At 63.0% G+C, this 15354-nt stretch carries 14 protein-coding genes and 1 riboswitch; of the genes, 7 read left to right on the top strand and 7 right to left on the bottom strand.

What is annotated here, in order from left to right; translation table 11 throughout:
* The first annotated feature begins 3 nt into the window (after positions 1-3).
* Positions 4-621 carry a PAQR family membrane homeostasis protein TrhA gene (gene trhA / locus ACK59L_RS08005; RefSeq protein ID WP_409272869.1) on the top strand — a complete coding sequence of 206 codons (618 nt, stop codon included), beginning with the start codon at positions 4-6 and terminating at the stop codon, positions 619-621.
* 34 nt (positions 622-655) lie between these two features.
* Here the strand turns inward: trhA and ACK59L_RS08000 are convergent, their stop codons facing one another.
* Together ACK59L_RS08000 and ACK59L_RS07995 are read right to left on the bottom strand one after the other, a co-directional pair.
* Entirely contained in the window at positions 656-1375 is a 720-nt protein-coding gene (locus ACK59L_RS08000; protein WP_196126753.1) for a 16S rRNA (uracil(1498)-N(3))-methyltransferase, read from the bottom strand.
* A 102-nt stretch (positions 1376-1477) separates the two neighbouring features.
* Positions 1478-2884, bottom strand: coding sequence for an adenosylmethionine--8-amino-7-oxononanoate transaminase (locus tag ACK59L_RS07995; RefSeq protein WP_058638876.1), 1407 nt, complete (start codon positions 2882-2884; stop codon positions 1478-1480).
* Positions 2885-3090: 206 nt separating this feature from the next.
* Between ACK59L_RS07995 and ACK59L_RS07990 the strand changes: the two genes are divergently transcribed.
* The 3 genes from ACK59L_RS07990 (at position 3091) to ACK59L_RS07980 (ending at position 6391) form a co-directional block, all read left to right on the top strand.
* Positions 3091-4983, top strand: coding sequence for an FAD-dependent oxidoreductase (locus ACK59L_RS07990; protein WP_409272866.1), 1893 nt, complete (start codon positions 3091-3093; stop codon positions 4981-4983).
* Between the two features lie 243 nt (positions 4984-5226).
* Entirely contained in the window at positions 5227-5778 is a 552-nt protein-coding gene (locus ACK59L_RS07985; protein ID WP_058638878.1) for a cytochrome b, read from the top strand.
* Positions 5779-5812: 34 nt separating this feature from the next.
* Complete coding sequence (locus ACK59L_RS07980) at positions 5813-6391, top strand: YceI family protein (RefSeq protein ID WP_058604050.1); 579 nt, start codon at positions 5813-5815, stop codon at positions 6389-6391.
* A gap of 49 nt (positions 6392-6440) precedes the next feature.
* On the opposite strand, the gene ACK59L_RS07975 is transcribed toward ACK59L_RS07980, so the two are convergent.
* The 4 genes from ACK59L_RS07975 to ahcY form a co-directional block, all read right to left on the bottom strand.
* Positions 6441-8321, bottom strand: a complete 1881-nt coding sequence (locus ACK59L_RS07975) for a DEAD/DEAH box helicase (protein ID WP_409272864.1) — start codon at positions 8319-8321, stop codon at positions 6441-6443.
* A 218-nt stretch (positions 8322-8539) separates the two neighbouring features.
* Positions 8540-9328, bottom strand: coding sequence for a substrate-binding periplasmic protein (locus ACK59L_RS07970; RefSeq protein ID WP_409272862.1), 789 nt, complete (start codon positions 9326-9328; stop codon positions 8540-8542).
* Positions 9329-9461: 133 nt separating this feature from the next.
* The gene (metF, locus tag ACK59L_RS07965) at positions 9462-10307 is read right to left on the bottom strand and encodes a methylenetetrahydrofolate reductase [NAD(P)H] (RefSeq protein WP_409272860.1); all 846 of its coding nucleotides are present in this window, start codon (positions 10305-10307) and stop codon (positions 9462-9464) included.
* 158 nt (positions 10308-10465) lie between these two features.
* Positions 10466-11875 (bottom strand): adenosylhomocysteinase, encoded by a 1410-nt coding sequence (gene ahcY, locus ACK59L_RS07960; RefSeq protein WP_027914022.1) that lies wholly within the window; start codon positions 11873-11875, stop codon positions 10466-10468.
* A 20-nt stretch (positions 11876-11895) separates the two neighbouring features.
* Positions 11896-11992, bottom strand: a riboswitch (S-adenosyl-L-homocysteine riboswitch).
* 178 nt (positions 11993-12170) lie between these two features.
* Here ahcY and ACK59L_RS07955 point away from each other — a divergent pair.
* Entirely contained in the window at positions 12171-12572 is a 402-nt protein-coding gene (locus ACK59L_RS07955; protein ID WP_023533000.1) for an acyl-CoA thioesterase, read from the top strand.
* 34 nt (positions 12573-12606) lie between these two features.
* On the opposite strand, the gene ACK59L_RS07950 is transcribed toward ACK59L_RS07955, so the two are convergent.
* On the bottom strand, positions 12607-13842 hold the full coding sequence (locus ACK59L_RS07950) for a sodium:proton antiporter (protein ID WP_058604046.1): 1236 nt from the start codon (positions 13840-13842) through the stop codon (positions 12607-12609).
* 243 nt (positions 13843-14085) lie between these two features.
* Here ACK59L_RS07950 and ACK59L_RS07945 point away from each other — a divergent pair, with 243 nt between their 5' ends.
* A complete protein-coding gene (locus tag ACK59L_RS07945; protein ID WP_409272857.1) occupies positions 14086-14919 on the top strand; it encodes an EamA family transporter in 834 nt (277 codons plus the stop codon).
* Between the two features lie 27 nt (positions 14920-14946).
* A complete protein-coding gene (locus tag ACK59L_RS07940; protein WP_100850657.1) occupies positions 14947-15333 on the top strand; it encodes an MAPEG family protein in 387 nt (128 codons plus the stop codon).
* Positions 15334-15354 lie beyond the last annotated feature (21 nt).

The following is a 15354-nucleotide window of genomic DNA, read 5'->3' as shown; positions in this document are numbered from 1 at the left end:
TGCATGTATTACGGTGAACGCTTCAATGCCTGGACCCACTTGGTGGGTGCGTTGCTGGCAGGCCTCGGTGCCCTCTGGCTGATCGTCGGGTCCATCTTGCAGGGAGACCCCTGGAAGATCGTCAGTTTCTCCATCTACGGCGGCACGCTGTTGCTGCTGTACAGCATTTCGACGCTGTATCACAGCACGCGCGGGCGGGCGAAGGTGATCATGCGCAAGCTCGATCACCTCTCTATCTATTTGCTGATCGCCGGCAGCTACACGCCCTTCTGCCTGATCAGCCTGCGCGGGCCTTGGGGCTGGAGCCTGTTCGGCATCGTCTGGGGGCTGGCAGTACTGGGCATGCTGCAGGAAATCAAGCCGCGCTCCGAAGCACGGGTCTTGTCCATCGTGATCTACGCCGTGATGGGCTGGATCGTGCTGGTCGCGGTCAACCCGCTGCTGCAGGCGCTGGGTACCGCCGGTTTTGCCTGGCTGGCCGCAGGGGGCGTGTTCTACACCGTGGGCATCATCTTTTTCGCATTCGACCGGCGTTTTCGTCACTGGCATGGCATCTGGCACTTGTTCGTGATTGCCGGCAGCCTGATGCATTTCGTGGCGGTGTCGCACTACGTGCGTTGATCACTGTGAGCACCGCCCGTTCGCCTGGGAACGCTTAGAAATCGCCCCAGAGCTGTTGCGCCACTGAAAGGGCCACCACGGGGGCGGTTTCGGTGCGCAATACCCGCGGGCCCAGGCGCGCCGCATGAAAGCCCGCTGCCTTGGCCTGCTCGACCTCGGGTTCGCTCAAGCCGCCTTCCGGGCCAATCAGGAACGCCAGGCTTGCCGGTTTGGCATGGCTGACCAGCGGTTCGGCTACCGGGTGCAACACCAGCTTGAGCTGCGCCTGGGTGGCGGCCAGCCACTCAGCCAGGGTGATGGGCGGGTGGATGATCGGCAGGCTGGAGCGGCCACACTGTTCGCAGGCGCTGATCGCCACTTGCCGCCAGTGGGCCAGGCGCTTGTCGGCGCGCTCGTCCTTCAGGCGCACCTCGCACCGCTCGCTGACGATCGGGGTGATCTCATTGGCGCCCAGCTCGGTGGCTTTCTGGATGGCCCAGTCCATACGCTCGCCCCGCGACAGCCCTTGGCCCAGGTGCACCTGCAGCGGTGAGTCGGCTTGGCCAGCGAATGCCTGGTCCAGGCTCACGCGCACAGCTTTCTTGCCCACCTCCAGCAACTGCCCACGGTATTCCTGGCCGCTGCCGTCGAACAGCTGCACGGGGTCACCCGCCGCCATGCGCAATACGCGGCCGATGTAGTGGGCCTGTGCCTCGGGCAGGTCGTGTTCGCCAAGGCTCAGGGGGGCGTCGATGAAGAAGCGGGACAGTCTCATGGGTAAGCTCTGAAAAGGTAAGGACGACCGAAAGGCCCGCGCCGGCATGACGCATGCAGCGCAGGTTCCGGCGCGGTCGCAGGCATGGCCTTCAACTCGCTATCAGCCCGGATCGCGAAAATCCGGGTGGAAGGTGCTGGGCACCGTCACGCGGGTGCTGTCGCGGGTGGCGATGTCGATGCCTTCGCTGGCCACTTCGGCCAGGAAGTCGATCTGTTCGGGCGTGATGATATACGGTGGCAGGAAATACACCACACTGCCCAGCGGGCGCAGCAGCGCGCCACGGGTCAGGGCATGCTCGAACACTTTAAGGCCGCGTCGCGCCTGCCAGGGGTAGGGCACCTTGCCGGCCTTGTCCTGGACCATTTCGATGGCCAGGACCATGCCGGTCTGGCGAATCTCGGCCACGTGGGCATGGTCGGCCAGATGCGCAGTGGCGCTGGCCATGCGCGTAGCCAGCGCCTTGTTGGCCTCGATCACATTGTCCTGCTCGAAGATGTCGAGGGTGGCCAAGGCGGCCGCGCACGCCAGCGGGTTGCCGGTGTAGCTGTGCGAATGCAAGAACGCGCGCAACGTGCGGTAGTCGTCATAGAACGCCTGGTACACCTTGTCGGTGGTCAGGCAGGCAGCCAGGGGCAGATACCCTCCGGTCAGGGCCTTGGACAGGCACAGGAAGTCCGGGCGAATACCTGCCTGCTCGCAGGCGAACATGGTGCCCGTGCGACCGAAGCCAACCGCGATCTCGTCATGGATCAGGTGCACGTCGTAGCGATCGCAGGCTTCGCGCAAGAGCTTGAGATAGACCGGATGGTACATGCGCATGCCGCCGGCGCCCTGGATCAACGGCTCGATGATGACCGCGCTGATCGAGGCATGATGCTCGGCCAAGGTCTGCTCCATGACCTGGAACAGGGTGCGTGAATGCGCCTCCCAGCTGACGCCCTCCGGGCGCAGGTAGCAATCGGGGCTCGGGACTTTCAGGGTGTCGAGCAGCAACGCCTTGTAGGTTTCGGTGAACAACGGGACGTCACCGACGGACATGGCGGCGATGGTTTCACCGTGATAGCTGTTGGTCAGGGTGACGAACCGCTTCTTGTCCGGCTTGCCGACGTTCTGCCAGTAGTGAAAGCTCATCTTCAGCGCCACTTCGATGCAGGACGAGCCATTGTCGGCGTAGAACACCCGGTCGAGCCCGGCTGGCGTCATGGCCACCAGGCGCTCGGACAGTTCGATGACAGGCTGGTGGCTGAAGCCTGCCAGAATCACATGCTCAAGCTGGTCGACCTGCTCCTTGATGCGCTCATTGATACGCGGGTTGGCATGGCCGAACACGTTCACCCACCAGCTGCTCACGGCATCCAGGTAGCGCCGGCCCTCGAAATCCTCGAGCCACACCCCTTCACCGCGCTTGATCGGTATCAGCGGCAGTTGCTCGTGGTCTTTCATCTGGGTGCAGGGGTGCCAGAGGACCTTGAGGTCGCGCTGCATCCACTGATCATTGAGGCCCATGAGCACTTCTCCTGGCTTGGCGGCGTGGGGGCGTAAGCCTAAGCAATGGCACGGGTGAGAACAACCCGCCAGAAAATGTCATTTAGCCAGACCACTTGATGTCACTACGCTGGCAGCCCTGGCAGCGGTGACGTATTCTAGCGCCTCTCTCGGGGCATCCCGCCTCTCTCTGTTTTTCTGCAACCTTTGACTCGGAGTTCGCCAACATGGCTGCTGCTTGGGTGCGCCTGTGCGCGTTGGTATTGATTGGTGTTTCCAGCGGTGCCGCGCTGGGGAGTGACAAGACGCCCACGGCAATCGTCGTGGGCGGCGGCATGGCGGGCCTGACCGCAGCCTATGAGCTGCAGAACAAGGGCTGGCAGGTGACCCTGCTCGAAGCCAAGGCAGGCATGGGCGGCCGCTCGGGCCTGGCCACCAGCGAATGGATCGGCAATACCAAGGCGCAGCCGGTACTCAACCAGTACGTTGATCGCTTCAAGCTCGACACGCTGCCGGCGCCCGAATTCGTGCGCACCCCTGGGTACCTGATCGATGGCGAGTACTTCAGTGCCGCAGACCTGGCCCTCAAGCAGCCGGCCACGGCCGAAGCCCTCAAGCGCTACGAGAAAACCCTGGACGACCTGGCCCGTTCGATCGACGATCCGCTCAACCCCCAGGCGACCAGCACCCTGTTCGCCCTGGACCAGATCAACGTGTCCTCCTGGCTGGACAAGTTGCAGTTACCTGCCACGGCCCGTCAGTTGGTCAACCAGCAGATCCGCAGCCGCTACGACGAGCCGTCGCGCCTGTCGCTGCTGTATTTTGCCCAGCAGAACCGCGTCTACCGTGACGTGAGCGACCGTGACCTGCGTGCAGCGCGGCTGCCCGGCGGCAGCCCGGTGCTGGCGCAGGCGTTCGTCAAGCAACTGAAGACCATCAAGACCGGCTCGCCGGTGAGTGCAATCGTTCAGGACAAGGACGGCGTTACCGTAAAAGTCGGCAGCGTGGGTTACCGCGCCGATTACGTGGTGATGGCCGTGCCCCTGCGTGCACTGGCCAAGATCCAGATGACGCCTGGCCTGGATAACCAGCATGTGGCGGCGCTCAAGGGCACCAACTACGGTTGGCGCGACCAGGTGATGCTCAAGTTCAAGAAACCGGTCTGGGAAAGCCGGGCGCGCATGTCGGGTGAGATCTTCAGCAATACGGGCCTGGGCATGTTGTGGATCGAACCGGCCCTCAAGGGCGGTGCCAACGTGGTGATCAACCTTTCCGGCGACAACGCCCGCCTGCTGCAGGCCTTTGGTGACAAGCAGATGGTCGACCAGGTGCTCATTCGCCTGCATACCTTCTACCCTCAGGCCCGTGGCGCTTTCACCGGTTATGAAGTCAAGCGCTACAGCGCCGATGCTGGCACTGGGGGAGCCTACCTGGCCTATGGACCTGGCCAGATCAGCAAGTACTGGCGCCTTTGGGAGCGCCCGGTACAACGCATCGCCTTTGCCGGTGAGCACACCGATGCCTTGTACCCAGGCACGCTTGAAGGCGCACTGCGCAGCGGTCAACGGGCTGCCGGCCAAGTGCAGGACCTGCTGGCCGGCAAGTCGTTCGACCCGGTCAAGGCCGTGCCGGTGGCAGCGACCGCCGCTGCAGGCGCGGCAGCGGCCAAGAGCAAGGGCAATTTCTTCACCAACCTGTTCGGCGGCGGCGCGTCCGACAAGGACAAGGCAGTCGACCAAGCGCCGGCCAAGCCTGAGACCCAATCGGCCGATGCGACGGGCCAGAAAAAGCCAGGCTTCTTCGCTCGCCTGTTCGGTGCCAAGGAAACCCCGGCGCCAGCGCCTCAACCGGCGGCCAAGGCCGCTGAAGTAGCCCCTGTGGCGCCACCCGCAGCGCAACCGGCGGCGCAAGCCCCGGCCAGCCCGGCGCCCGTCGTCAAGGCAGCGCCCACCAAGGCGGCAACCACCAAGGCTGCCCCGGTCAAGCAGGCGCCGGCCCACAAGCCAGCGGCCAAACCGGTGCACAAGCCAGCGCACAAGCCTGCCGACAGCAAAAAAGCTGCTACCAAGCCGGCGCCAGCCAAGAAGCCTGCAACCGATAGCCAGGCCAAGGCGAGCTGATACTGCAGGTCTGTCGGGCACTGCCCGGCAGGCCTGTCAGAAGGGCCCAGCCACTTGACTGAGCCCTGTGTCATGCGCGTTGATCGAAGCACGCGCTGCCCGTTATCGGCGTTAACGTTTCCTTAATAGGCCGTAGCGAAACTTGCTATCGGATTTGTCGATAATCCAAAGCAATTTTTTCCGCTTTTATTCGATACGTTTGACGCTAGTCTTTGCATAGCTTTCACGGGGAAGAACGCCAACATGCAAGTGCGCAATTCATCTTCACGCTACGGCGCTGTCAGCATCTTCATGCACTGGGGCGTGGCGCTGACCGTCTTCAGCCTTTTCGGCCTCGGGTTGTGGATGGTCGGGCTCGACTACTATGACCCATGGCGCAAGGCCGGCCCGGACCTGCATAAAAGCATCGGTCTGGTGCTGCTGGCGGTGATGCTATTGCGCGTGCTGTGGCGCTTTGTGAGCCCCCCACCGCCGGCACTGGCCAGTTATGGCCCGCTCACCCGCTTGGGGGCCAAGCTGGGGCATCTGGCGCTGTACCTGGGATTGTTCGCCGTAATGATCGCCGGTTACCTGATATCCACCGCCGACGGCGTAGGTATCCCGGTGTTTGGCCTGTTCGAGGTGCCCGCCCTGGTCAGCAATCTGCCAGACCAGGCGGACCTGGCCGGCGTCATTCACCTGTGGCTGGCCTGGGGTGTGGTGGTTTTTGCGGGGTTGCACGCGCTGGCCGCACTCAAGCACCATTTCATCGACCGTGACGCGACCCTCATGCGCATGCTGGGCCGCAAAGCTTGACGCTCAACCTCAATCGCAAAGGAAGGAAGTAACGATGTTGAAAAAGACTTTTGCCGCTCTGGCGCTCGGTACTGCTCTGTTCTCCGCTGGCCAGGCCATGGCAGCCGAGTACAAGATCGACAAGGAAGGCCAGCACGCTTTCGTGGACTGGAAGATCAGCCACCTGGGCTACAGCTTCATTCACGGTACGTTCAAGGACTTCGACGGTAACTTCACTTGGGACAGTGCCAAGCCTGAAGCCAGCAAGATCAGCGTCGACCTGAAAACCGCCAGCCTGTGGTCGAACCACGCCGAGCGTGACAAGCACATTGCCAGCGCCGACTTCCTGGACGTGAAGAAGTACCCGGATGCCAAGTTCGTATCCACCAGCGTCAAGTCCACGGGTGACAAGACCGCTGACGTGACCGGTGACCTGACCCTGCACGGCGTGACCAAGCCGGTGACGTTCAAGGCTACCTTCAATGGTGAGGGCAAGGACCCGTGGGGCGGTGAGCGCGCTGGCTTCAACGCCACCACCACCTTGAACCTGAACGACTTCGGCATCAAAGGCCCAGGCCCAACCTCGCAGACGCTGGATCTGGACATCAGCGTCGAGGGCGTGAAGCAGAAGTAATAAACGCCAGCCGAATGAAAAACGGGGCCGCTAGCGGCCCCGTTTTCGTTTACGATCCCTTGCGGGTCAGCAGTGCTGGGCGTTCGCCCCGCGGACGGCTTGGCAGATCGTCCAGTTGCTCGGGAGTCGGATAACGGTCCAGCTTGGATTCCTTGCGGATGATCACAGGCTGATGCTGTGGCTGGCGCGTGTTACCCACGGCCGGTTCCTGGCGGGCAGCGGCGTCACGCGGTGGACGACCACCACGTGCGCCGCCGTCACGGCGGGCAGCGCCGCCATTATTGCCGCGAGGCGGGCGTTTTTCGCCACCGCCACTACGGGGTTGACCGTTGTTGCGGCCTTGACCACCGGCATTGGTACGCGACGTACCCCCTTGCGGTTGACCGCCATTACCGGCTGGGCGACGGTTGCGGCCCTGGCCCTTGCCATTCTGGTAGGGGCTTACGTAGTCGGCACGGTTACCGAAGTTGTCCACATCGTCATCCAGAAACTCTTCCGGGTCGCGGTTGGGCTGCATGACCGGAGGGGTAGCGTTACTGGCCTGTTGCTGACGAGGCTTTTTGTCACGTGGCTTGCGCGGCTGTTGCTGCCTGTCGCCGGCCTTTTCCTTGTCAGCGGGTTTGTCCGCAGCCTGCTGGCGGGTCTTGCCCTTGTCCTTGCCCTTGTCCTTGCGGCCACCGTTGGCGTCTTTGCCACCCTCGCCACGGGCCTGCTGACCACGACCGCCGCGGCCATTGGTTTGCTGGCGTTCGCGTACTTCGGGCTTCTCGGCCTCGACCTGGCTGGCATCGAAGCCCATCAGGTCGCCGTCCGCGATTTTCTGACGGGTCACGCGCTCGATGCTCTTGAGCAGTTTTTCCTCGTCAGGTGCCACCAGGGAGATGGCCTCGCCCGAGCGACCGGCGCGGCCAGTACGGCCAATGCGGTGCACGTAGTCTTCTTCGACGTTTGGCAGCTCGAAGTTGACGACGTGGGGCAGTTGGTCGATGTCCAGGCCGCGAGCGGCGATGTCGGTGGCGACCAGAACGCGAATGTTGTTGGCCTTGAAATCAGCCAGGGCCTTGGTGCGCGCGTTCTGGCTCTTGTTGCCGTGGATGGCGGCGGCAGTCAGGCCGTGCTTTTCCAGGTACTCAGCCAGGCGGTTGGCGCCGTGCTTGGTGCGGGTGAAGACCAGCACTTGTTCCCACGCACCCAGGGTGATCAGGTGCGCCAGCAGAGCACGCTTGTGGCTGGCCGGCAGGCGGTAGACACGCTGCTCGATGCGCTCGACGGTGGTGTTGGGCGGGGTGACCTCGATGCGCTCCGGGTTGTGCAGGAGCTTGTCGGCAAGGTCGGTGATGTCTTTGGAGAACGTGGCCGAGAACAGCAGGTTCTGGCGTTTGGCCGGCAGGCGGGCCAGCACTTTCTTGACGTCGTGGATGAAGCCCATGTCGAGCATGCGGTCAGCTTCATCCAGGACCAGAATTTCTACGTGGGCCAGGTCGACCTTGCCTTGACCGGCCAGATCGAGCAGGCGGCCAGGGCAGGCAACCAGGACGTCGACGCCCTTGGCAATGGCCTGCACCTGCGGGTTCATGCCGACGCCGCCGAAGACGCACGCACTGACCAGCGGCAGGTCGCGGGCGTACAGCTTGAAGCTGTCGTGCACCTGGGCCGCGAGTTCGCGGGTCGGGGTCAGTACCAGGACGCGTGGCTGGCGTGGGCCATGGCGCTGGGATTTGTCAGGATGACCGGCCGGGAACAGACGTTCGAGAATCGGCAGGGCGAAGCCGCCGGTCTTACCGGTACCGGTTTGTGCAGCGACCATCAGGTCGCGGCCTTGCAACACGGCGGGAACTGCCCGCTGTTGCACGGGGGTCGGCTGGGTATAGCCCGCGGCTTCAATGGCGCGGACAAGAGCCTCGGAGAGACCGAGGGAAGCAAAGGACATGGGCAATCCTGTTCTCGTGTGGGCTGGGCCCGTAGGGATGTTCTGCCTGGCGCGACGGGCATCGGCAAGATGCGATCGCGTCCGGTCCAGCTGGGCGTTCACTGCACATCCGGGAAACGGAGGGCTGACGCCTGAGTGCGTCGATGCCGATCGGGATGCCTGTTGCGAGGCCGAGCGTCCGGGCGTGAGCCGGGCGGGAAGGCCCGAGTATAACAGAGCTAGCGCGCTGTGCTGCTTTCCTGCTGCTCAACGGCGTTCGCAACGGTCTCAGGGTCGTGTGTGTAATGGTCCATGATGGCCCCATAGGCCGGTTCCTGCTTGAAGCGTCGCAGTTCCTCGGCAAAGGCCTGGGCCAGTGCCTCGCGCCCGGGCTTGCGGGCCAGGCCCAGGTATTGGGGCTGACGACTGACGACAAGCGGCAAGGCCTCGATCTGTTGCTCCAGGCCCATGAGCCGGATGACATGCAGGCCGACCCTGCGGTCGGTGATCGCTAGGTCTATGCGCCCCAGCGCCAGCTTGCCGAAGTTCGCTTCATGGGTCGGCGCCGCTTCGCGCTTGAAGAACTCAGCCTCATTGAAAGCCGCACTGTAGTTGTAGCCTGGCGAGGTGCCGACGGTCAGGCCGGCCAGCTCATCCAGGCTCGATACCTCATGCCGGCGTGCCTTGGTCTGGAACAGGATCAACTCGGCCGTGGACATGGGTTCTGGGACATACAGCAAATAAGGATGGCGGGACTCGACCTGGAAGACATCCATGATGCCGTCGGCCTGCCCTTGCTCGATCATCGCCAGGCAACGTTTGAAGGGCATGAATTGCCATTGGACCTCGTACCCCAGGCGACGCAGCACCTCGGTCGTGACCTCGTAGTCGATGCCTCGCGGCTGACCGTTTTGCTCGTAGACATAGGGTGCCCAGTCATCGCTTATCAGGCGCAAGCGCTCGCCCAGCGCGAACGGGCTGAGGCAAAAGAGCAGCAGGATCCAGATCAGACGGGCGGAGATTGGCATGCCCGGAGATTACGCGCTCGGCCAGGTCAAGACCAGTGCCGGATTGGGCGGAGCAGGGCGCCGCAGGTGGGGCCTGCGACACGTGCGAATGAACCAGGCGCCGGTCGGAAACCAGCACATGGTCCATCAGGCTTCAACGAGAGGGTTGGAGGTTGTTCCAGATCGCCATGCTCGGTTCTGCCTGGTTCAAGGTGTAGAAGTGCAGGCTCGGTGCGCCGCCTTGCAGCAGCTCCTCGCACATGCGGGTGATGACTTCTTCCCCGAAGGCCTGGATGCTGGCCGTATCGTCCGCATAGGCTTCGAGCTGTTTGCGAATCCAGCGTGGGATTTCGGCGCCGCAGGCGTCGGAAAAACGCGCCAGCTTGCTGTAGTTGGTGATCGGCATGATGCCGGGCACCACTGGAATGTCCACGCCCAGCTTCTGGGCCCGCTCGACGAAGTAGAAGTAGCTGTCGGCGTTGAAGAAGTACTGGGTGATGGCGCTGTCGGCACCGGCCTTGACCTTGTGCGCGAAATTGGCCAGGTCGGCTTCGAAGTTGCGTGCCTGCGGGTGCATCTCGGGGTAGGCGGCGACTTCGAGGTGGAAGTGGTCACCCGTTTCCTGACGGATGAACTCAACCAGGTCGCTGGCATAACGCAGCTCGCCACTGGCCATGCCCATGCCCGAAGGCAGGTCACCGCGCAGTGCGACGATGCGCTTGATGCCGACTTGCTTGTACTCGGCCAGCAGCGCGCGCAACTCGGCCTTGGTATCGCCCACGCACGAGAGGTGGGGCGCAGCCGGCACCTGCACCTGGCTCTCCAGCTGCAACACGGTGTTGAGCGTGCGGTCGCGGGTGGAACCACCAGCGCCATAGGTGCAGGAGAAGAAATCAGGGTTGCAGGCGGCCAACTGGCGCGCCACGCCCATCAGCTTTTCATGACCTGCGTCGGTTTTGGTCGGGAAGAACTCGAAACTGTAGCGGCATTCCTGTGACATCACTCGTTCCTCTAACAGCAAGCCCAAAGCTGCAAGCTGCAAGTAGAAGCCAGGTCGGTGATGGCCGACCTGGCCTGGCATCGTTCACGTTTCTTTCAGGCGTGTACTCCAAGCGGTAATGCCACGGTCTGGCACTGCCTGCGCTTGAAGGGTGCCAATCAGTAACGGTAAGCGTCTGGCTTGAACGGGCCTTCAACGGTTACGCCGATGTAGTCGGCCTGCTGCTTGGTCAACTGGGTGACCACGCCGCCAAAACCGCGGACCATTTCCAGGGCTACTTCTTCGTCGAGCTTCTTGGGCAGCACTTCGACCGTCAGGCGCTCGGCTTTCTTCTCGGCCGACAGGTCGGCGTACTTCTGCTCGAACAGGAAGATTTGTGCCAGGACCTGGTTGGCGAAGGAGCCGTCCATGATGCGGCTTGGGTGGCCAGTGGCATTGCCCAGGTTGACCAGGCGGCCTTCGGCCAGCAGGATCAGGTAGTCGTCGTTCTGAGGATCGAAGCTGCCAGCACCAGTGCGGTGAATCTTGTGCACCTGCGGCTTGACCTCTTCCCATGCCCAGTTCTTGCGCATGAAAGCGGTGTCGATTTCGTTGTCGAAGTGGCCGATGTTGCAGACCACGGCACGCTTTTTCAGGGCCTTGAGCATGTTGGCGTCGCAGACGTTGACGTTACCGGTGGTGGTGACGATCAGGTCGATCTTGCCCAGCAGCGCCTTGTCGACACTGGCCTCGGTGCCATCGTTCAGGCCATCGAGGAAGGGCGATACCACTTCGAAACCGTCCATGCAGGCCTGCATCGCGCAGATGGGGTCGACTTCGGTGACCTTGACGATCATGCCTTCCTGACGCAGCGACTGAGCCGAGCCCTTGCCCACGTCACCGTAGCCGATCACCAGGGCCTGTTTGCCCGACAGCAGGTGGTCGGTACCGCGCTTGATGGCATCGTTCAGGCTGTGACGGCAGCCGTACTTGTTGTCGTTCTTGCTCTTGGTGACCGAGTCGTTGACGTTGATGGCCGGAACCTTCAGCTCGCCCTTGGCCAGCATGTCCAGCAGGCGATGCACGCCGGTGGTGGTTTCTTCGGTCACGCCGTGGACGCGCTCGAGCACCTGTGGGTACTTCTTGTGCAGCAGCTCGGTCAGGTCGCCACCGTCATCCAGGACCATGTTGGCATCCCAGGGCTGGCCGTCCTTGAGGATGGTCTGTTCCAGGCACCATTCGTATTCCTGCTCGGTTTCACCCTTCCAGGCGAAGACCGGGATACCGGCGGCTGCGATGGAGGCGGCGGCCTGGTCCTGGGTGGAGAAGATGTTGCACGACGACCAGCGCACTTCGGCACCCAGGGCGACCAGGGTCTCGATCAGCACGGCAGTCTGGATGGTCATGTGGATGCAGCCCAGGATCTTGGCACCCTTGAGCGGTTGCTCGGCCTGGTACTTGCGGCGCAGGCCCATCAGCGCAGGCATTTCCGATTCGGCGATGATGGTTTCGCGACGGCCCCAGGCGGCCAGGGAGATGTCGGCAACTTTGAAATCGGTAAAACCAGCAGGCATGTTTGCAGCGCTCATCAGAGCCTCCATTCGTAGTGTGCGAATGGGCGCCGTTGTGCGTTGAGCGTCCGCGGGAGCGGACAACGCCCCATCCGAGCCTGACAGGTCGAGCCTGCTGCAGCGCCCCTCGGACAGGTGGCGGGCATGGCGCCGCTGTGGACGGCCATGTAAAACGGCCACGATTATAGCCGGGTGCGGCACCATCCCCAAGGTTTTCTGTCGATTAATCGAGACGATAGTCGATGTTGGGTGGAGTGACGCTGGCCGCTCTGCCATCATCGTTTTACGCAAGCCAGGATGCTCAGGAGTCCCGATGAACTTCCATACCCGCAAGTGGGTTAAACCCGAAGACCTCAACCCCAACGGCACGCTGTTCGGTGGCAGCCTGCTGCGCTGGATCGACGAGGAAGCGGCCATCTATGCCATCGTGCAACTGGGCAACCAGCGCGTGGTGACCAAGTACATGTCGGAAATCAACTTCGTCAGTGCCTCGCGCAAAGGCGACATCATCGAGCTGGGCATCACGGCCACCGAGTTCGGCCGCACCTCGATCACGCTGCGCTGCGAAGTGCGCAACAAGATCACGCGCAAGAGCATCCTGACCGTCGAACGCATGGTCTTCGTGAACCTGGGCGAGGACGGCCTGCCTGCACCCCACGGGCGTACCGAGATCAAGTACGTGCAGGACCAGTTCCCCGATTCTGCCGTGGAGTGACGGTCTGGGGCTGCAGGGTGCAGCCCCGCTTCTTTCAGGGTTGTGCGCTGACCCTGCGCACCACCTTGCCGATGCTCAGGCCCTGGACCAGGATCGAGGACAGCACCACGATGTAGGTGATCGACAGCAGCAGGTCACGCTCTTCACCCAATGGCAACGACAGCGCCAGGGCTACCGATACCCCACCCCGCAGGCCACCCCAGGTCAGCACCCGCACCGTGCCTTTGGGCACCGCACGCCAACGCCGCAGCAACACGATGGCCGGCGCCACGGTCAGCAGGCGCGACAGCAGCACGGCCAGCGCCAGTACACTGCCGGCGGCCATGTGCAGCCAGTTGAACGGCAGCAACAGCAGTTCGAGGCCGATCAACGCGAACAGCAGCGCGTTGAGCATGTCGTCGATCAACTCCCAGAAACCGTCCATGTAGCGACGGGTCATGTCGTTCATCGCCAGGTTGCGGCCCAGGTTGCCGATGATCAGGCCTGCCACCACCATCGCGATGGGTGCCGAGACGTGCAGCTCGTAGCACATCGCCGAGCCACCGATCACCAGTGCCAGGGTCAGCATGACCTCGACCTGGTACTGCTCCACGCTCTTGATCATGCGGTAGGTGGCGTAGCCGATCACACCGCCGAACAGCACGCCGCCGATGGCTTCGCGAGCGAACAGCAGCGCGGTGTCGGCGATGCTCGGGGTTTCACCGAGCTGGATGATGCCCAGCAGCACGGTGAAGACCACAACGGCAGTACCGTCGTTGAACAGCGACTCGCCGACGATGGTGGTCTTCAGGGGTTTTGGAGCGTTGGCCGTACGCAGGGCGCCCAACACTGCAATCGGGTCGGTCGGCGAGATAAGCGCGCCGAACAGCAGGCAGTAGATCAGCGGCACCTGCCAGCCGAACATCGCGAACACCCAGTGCGACAGGTAGCCGATGACCACGGTGGCGATCAGCACGCCCACGGTGGCCAGCAGGCCGATGGGCCAGCGGTAGCTGCGCAGGTCGGACAAGTTCACGTGCAAGGCACCGGCGAACAGCAGGAACGCCAGCATCCAGTGCATCAGCAGGTCATTGAAGTCGATCTGGTTCATCAGGGCTTCGACGCGGGCTTCCAGGCCCGGAAAGCCGATCAGGCTCAATGCCTGCAGCATGAGCGAAAACAGCAAGGCCGTGACCATCACGCCGATCGCAGGGGGCAGGCCGATGAATCGATAGTTCACATAGGTGAGCAGGGTGGTGAGGCAGATAAACGCGGCAACTAATTCAAGCATCCCGATTCCTGTAACAGTGGCTTCCAAGTCGTCACCCGAATGACTCGGGCAGCTCTTTGATGACCTGACGAGGGGTTCGGGGCACAGGGTTTGACCGAATTTGCCGTAAACGTTCCCGTTCGAGCCCTGCTAACGGCGGTGGGCGGGCTGCACCACGGGGGGTGCTCGGCCGCCTTGTGATTGACGCGTTCACCTGGCCAGGGCTTATAGTCTGCGTCCGTTAACCCATTGAGGACCCACCGCGTGTTGGCCACGTCTCTGGTGCTGATCGCTGCCTTGCTCCATGCCACCTGGAACACCTTGATCAAATTCAGCGGCGAGCGCCTGCTGGTCATTGCGAGCATGGACACGGTGGCCCTGGCACTGGTGTTGCCTGCGGTGGCCTTCGTGGACATCCCGCCTGCCAGTATCTGGCCTTGGTTGCTGGCTTCGGCGTTTGCCGAGCAGCTGTATCGCTGGCTGCTGATCAAGGCTTACCGCGTGGGTGATTTGGGCCTGGTCTATCCGCTGATGCGTGGGCTGTCGCCCCTGGTCGTGCTGGCGCTAACCCTGGTGTTTGCCGGAGAACCCCTGAGCCAGCAACAAATCATCGGCATTCTGCTGATTCCCTGTGGCATGGCCTGCCTGCTGTGGCAGGGCGGTGGCGGGGACCGGCTGCCTTGGTCGATGTTGCCGGTAGTGGCCCTGATCGGGCTGTGCATCGGGTGCTATACCTGGTTCGACGGTCAGGCCGTGCGCGAATGGGGCAAGCCCTGGGACTACCTGGTGTGGCTGACGTTGCTCAGCGCCTGGCAATTCCCCGCGCTGGCCGTGGTGGCGCGCCGGGCCCCGTTCGTGCTGTTCTGGAAAACCCAGTGGCGGCTGGGCCTGGCCGTTGGGCTGTGCGTGCTGTTCAGTTATGCCCTGGTGCTCTGGGCGATGCACCTGGGGTCGGTGGCCGAGGCAGCGGCGCTGCGCGAGCTGAGCGTGATCCTGGTGGTGTTGCTGGGGATGCGCTACCTCAAAGAACCTTTCGGCGGGCCAAGACTCCTAGCTTGCGGGCTGGTACTGGCAGGTATGCTGGTAATGAAGCTCTGACCGACTGACGAACGAGGAACCCTGTCCATGACCGTTGCCCTGTGGTGCATCCTGATCGCGATGATCCTGCCGCCGCTCTGTGCGCTGATCGCCAAACTGGCGAGCGGCCGGTTCGGCTTGAAGCACAACCATGACCCGCGCGCCTTCCTCGATACCCTGTCCGGGCTGCCGCGGCGCGCGCACTCAGCCCAGCAGAACGGGTACGAAGCCTTTCCGGCATTCGCCGCCGCCGTGCTGGTGGCAGACATCGTCGGCAATGCCGAACAGGTGACCCAGGATGTGCTGGGGGTGATGTACATCACCAGCCGACTGCTTTACATCATCTGCTACCTCGCCGACTGGGCGGCACTGCGCTCGTTGGTCTGGTTCGCCGGCCTTGCGATCATCGTGGCGTTCTTCGTGGTCTCGGCCTGACCCCATCGCCCGATGCCAAAG

Source organism: Pseudomonas sp. KCJK9111, assembly GCF_046231935.1.
In the GTDB taxonomy this organism is placed as follows: Bacteria; Pseudomonadota; Gammaproteobacteria; order Pseudomonadales; family Pseudomonadaceae; genus Aquipseudomonas; species Aquipseudomonas parafulva_B.
Note: the sequence above shows the minus strand (reverse complement) of the source record. Positions and strands in the feature narration are given on the sequence as shown.

Excerpts from the sequence above, each read along its gene's own strand:
- trhA (WP_409272869.1), top strand. The coding sequence starts at position 4 with ATGTATTACGGTGAACGCTTCAATGCCTGGACCCACTTGGTGGGTGCG.
- ACK59L_RS08000 (WP_196126753.1), bottom strand. The coding sequence starts at position 1,375 with ATGAGACTGTCCCGCTTCTTCATCGACGCCCCCCTGAGCCTTGGCGAA.
- ACK59L_RS07995 (WP_058638876.1), bottom strand. The coding sequence starts at position 2,884 with ATGGGCCTCAATGATCAGTGGATGCAGCGCGACCTCAAGGTCCTCTGG.
- ACK59L_RS07990 (WP_409272866.1), top strand. The coding sequence starts at position 3,091 with ATGGCTGCTGCTTGGGTGCGCCTGTGCGCGTTGGTATTGATTGGTGTT.
- ACK59L_RS07985 (WP_058638878.1), top strand. The coding sequence starts at position 5,227 with ATGCAAGTGCGCAATTCATCTTCACGCTACGGCGCTGTCAGCATCTTC.
- ACK59L_RS07980 (WP_058604050.1), top strand. The coding sequence starts at position 5,813 with ATGTTGAAAAAGACTTTTGCCGCTCTGGCGCTCGGTACTGCTCTGTTC.
- ACK59L_RS07975 (WP_409272864.1), bottom strand. The coding sequence starts at position 8,321 with ATGTCCTTTGCTTCCCTCGGTCTCTCCGAGGCTCTTGTCCGCGCCATT.
- ACK59L_RS07970 (WP_409272862.1), bottom strand. The coding sequence starts at position 9,328 with ATGCCAATCTCCGCCCGTCTGATCTGGATCCTGCTGCTCTTTTGCCTC.
- metF (WP_409272860.1), bottom strand. The coding sequence starts at position 10,307 with ATGTCACAGGAATGCCGCTACAGTTTCGAGTTCTTCCCGACCAAAACC.
- ahcY (WP_027914022.1), bottom strand. The coding sequence starts at position 11,875 with ATGAGCGCTGCAAACATGCCTGCTGGTTTTACCGATTTCAAAGTTGCC.
- ACK59L_RS07955 (WP_023533000.1), top strand. The coding sequence starts at position 12,171 with ATGAACTTCCATACCCGCAAGTGGGTTAAACCCGAAGACCTCAACCCC.
- ACK59L_RS07950 (WP_058604046.1), bottom strand. The coding sequence starts at position 13,842 with ATGCTTGAATTAGTTGCCGCGTTTATCTGCCTCACCACCCTGCTCACC.
- ACK59L_RS07940 (WP_100850657.1), top strand. The coding sequence starts at position 14,947 with ATGACCGTTGCCCTGTGGTGCATCCTGATCGCGATGATCCTGCCGCCG.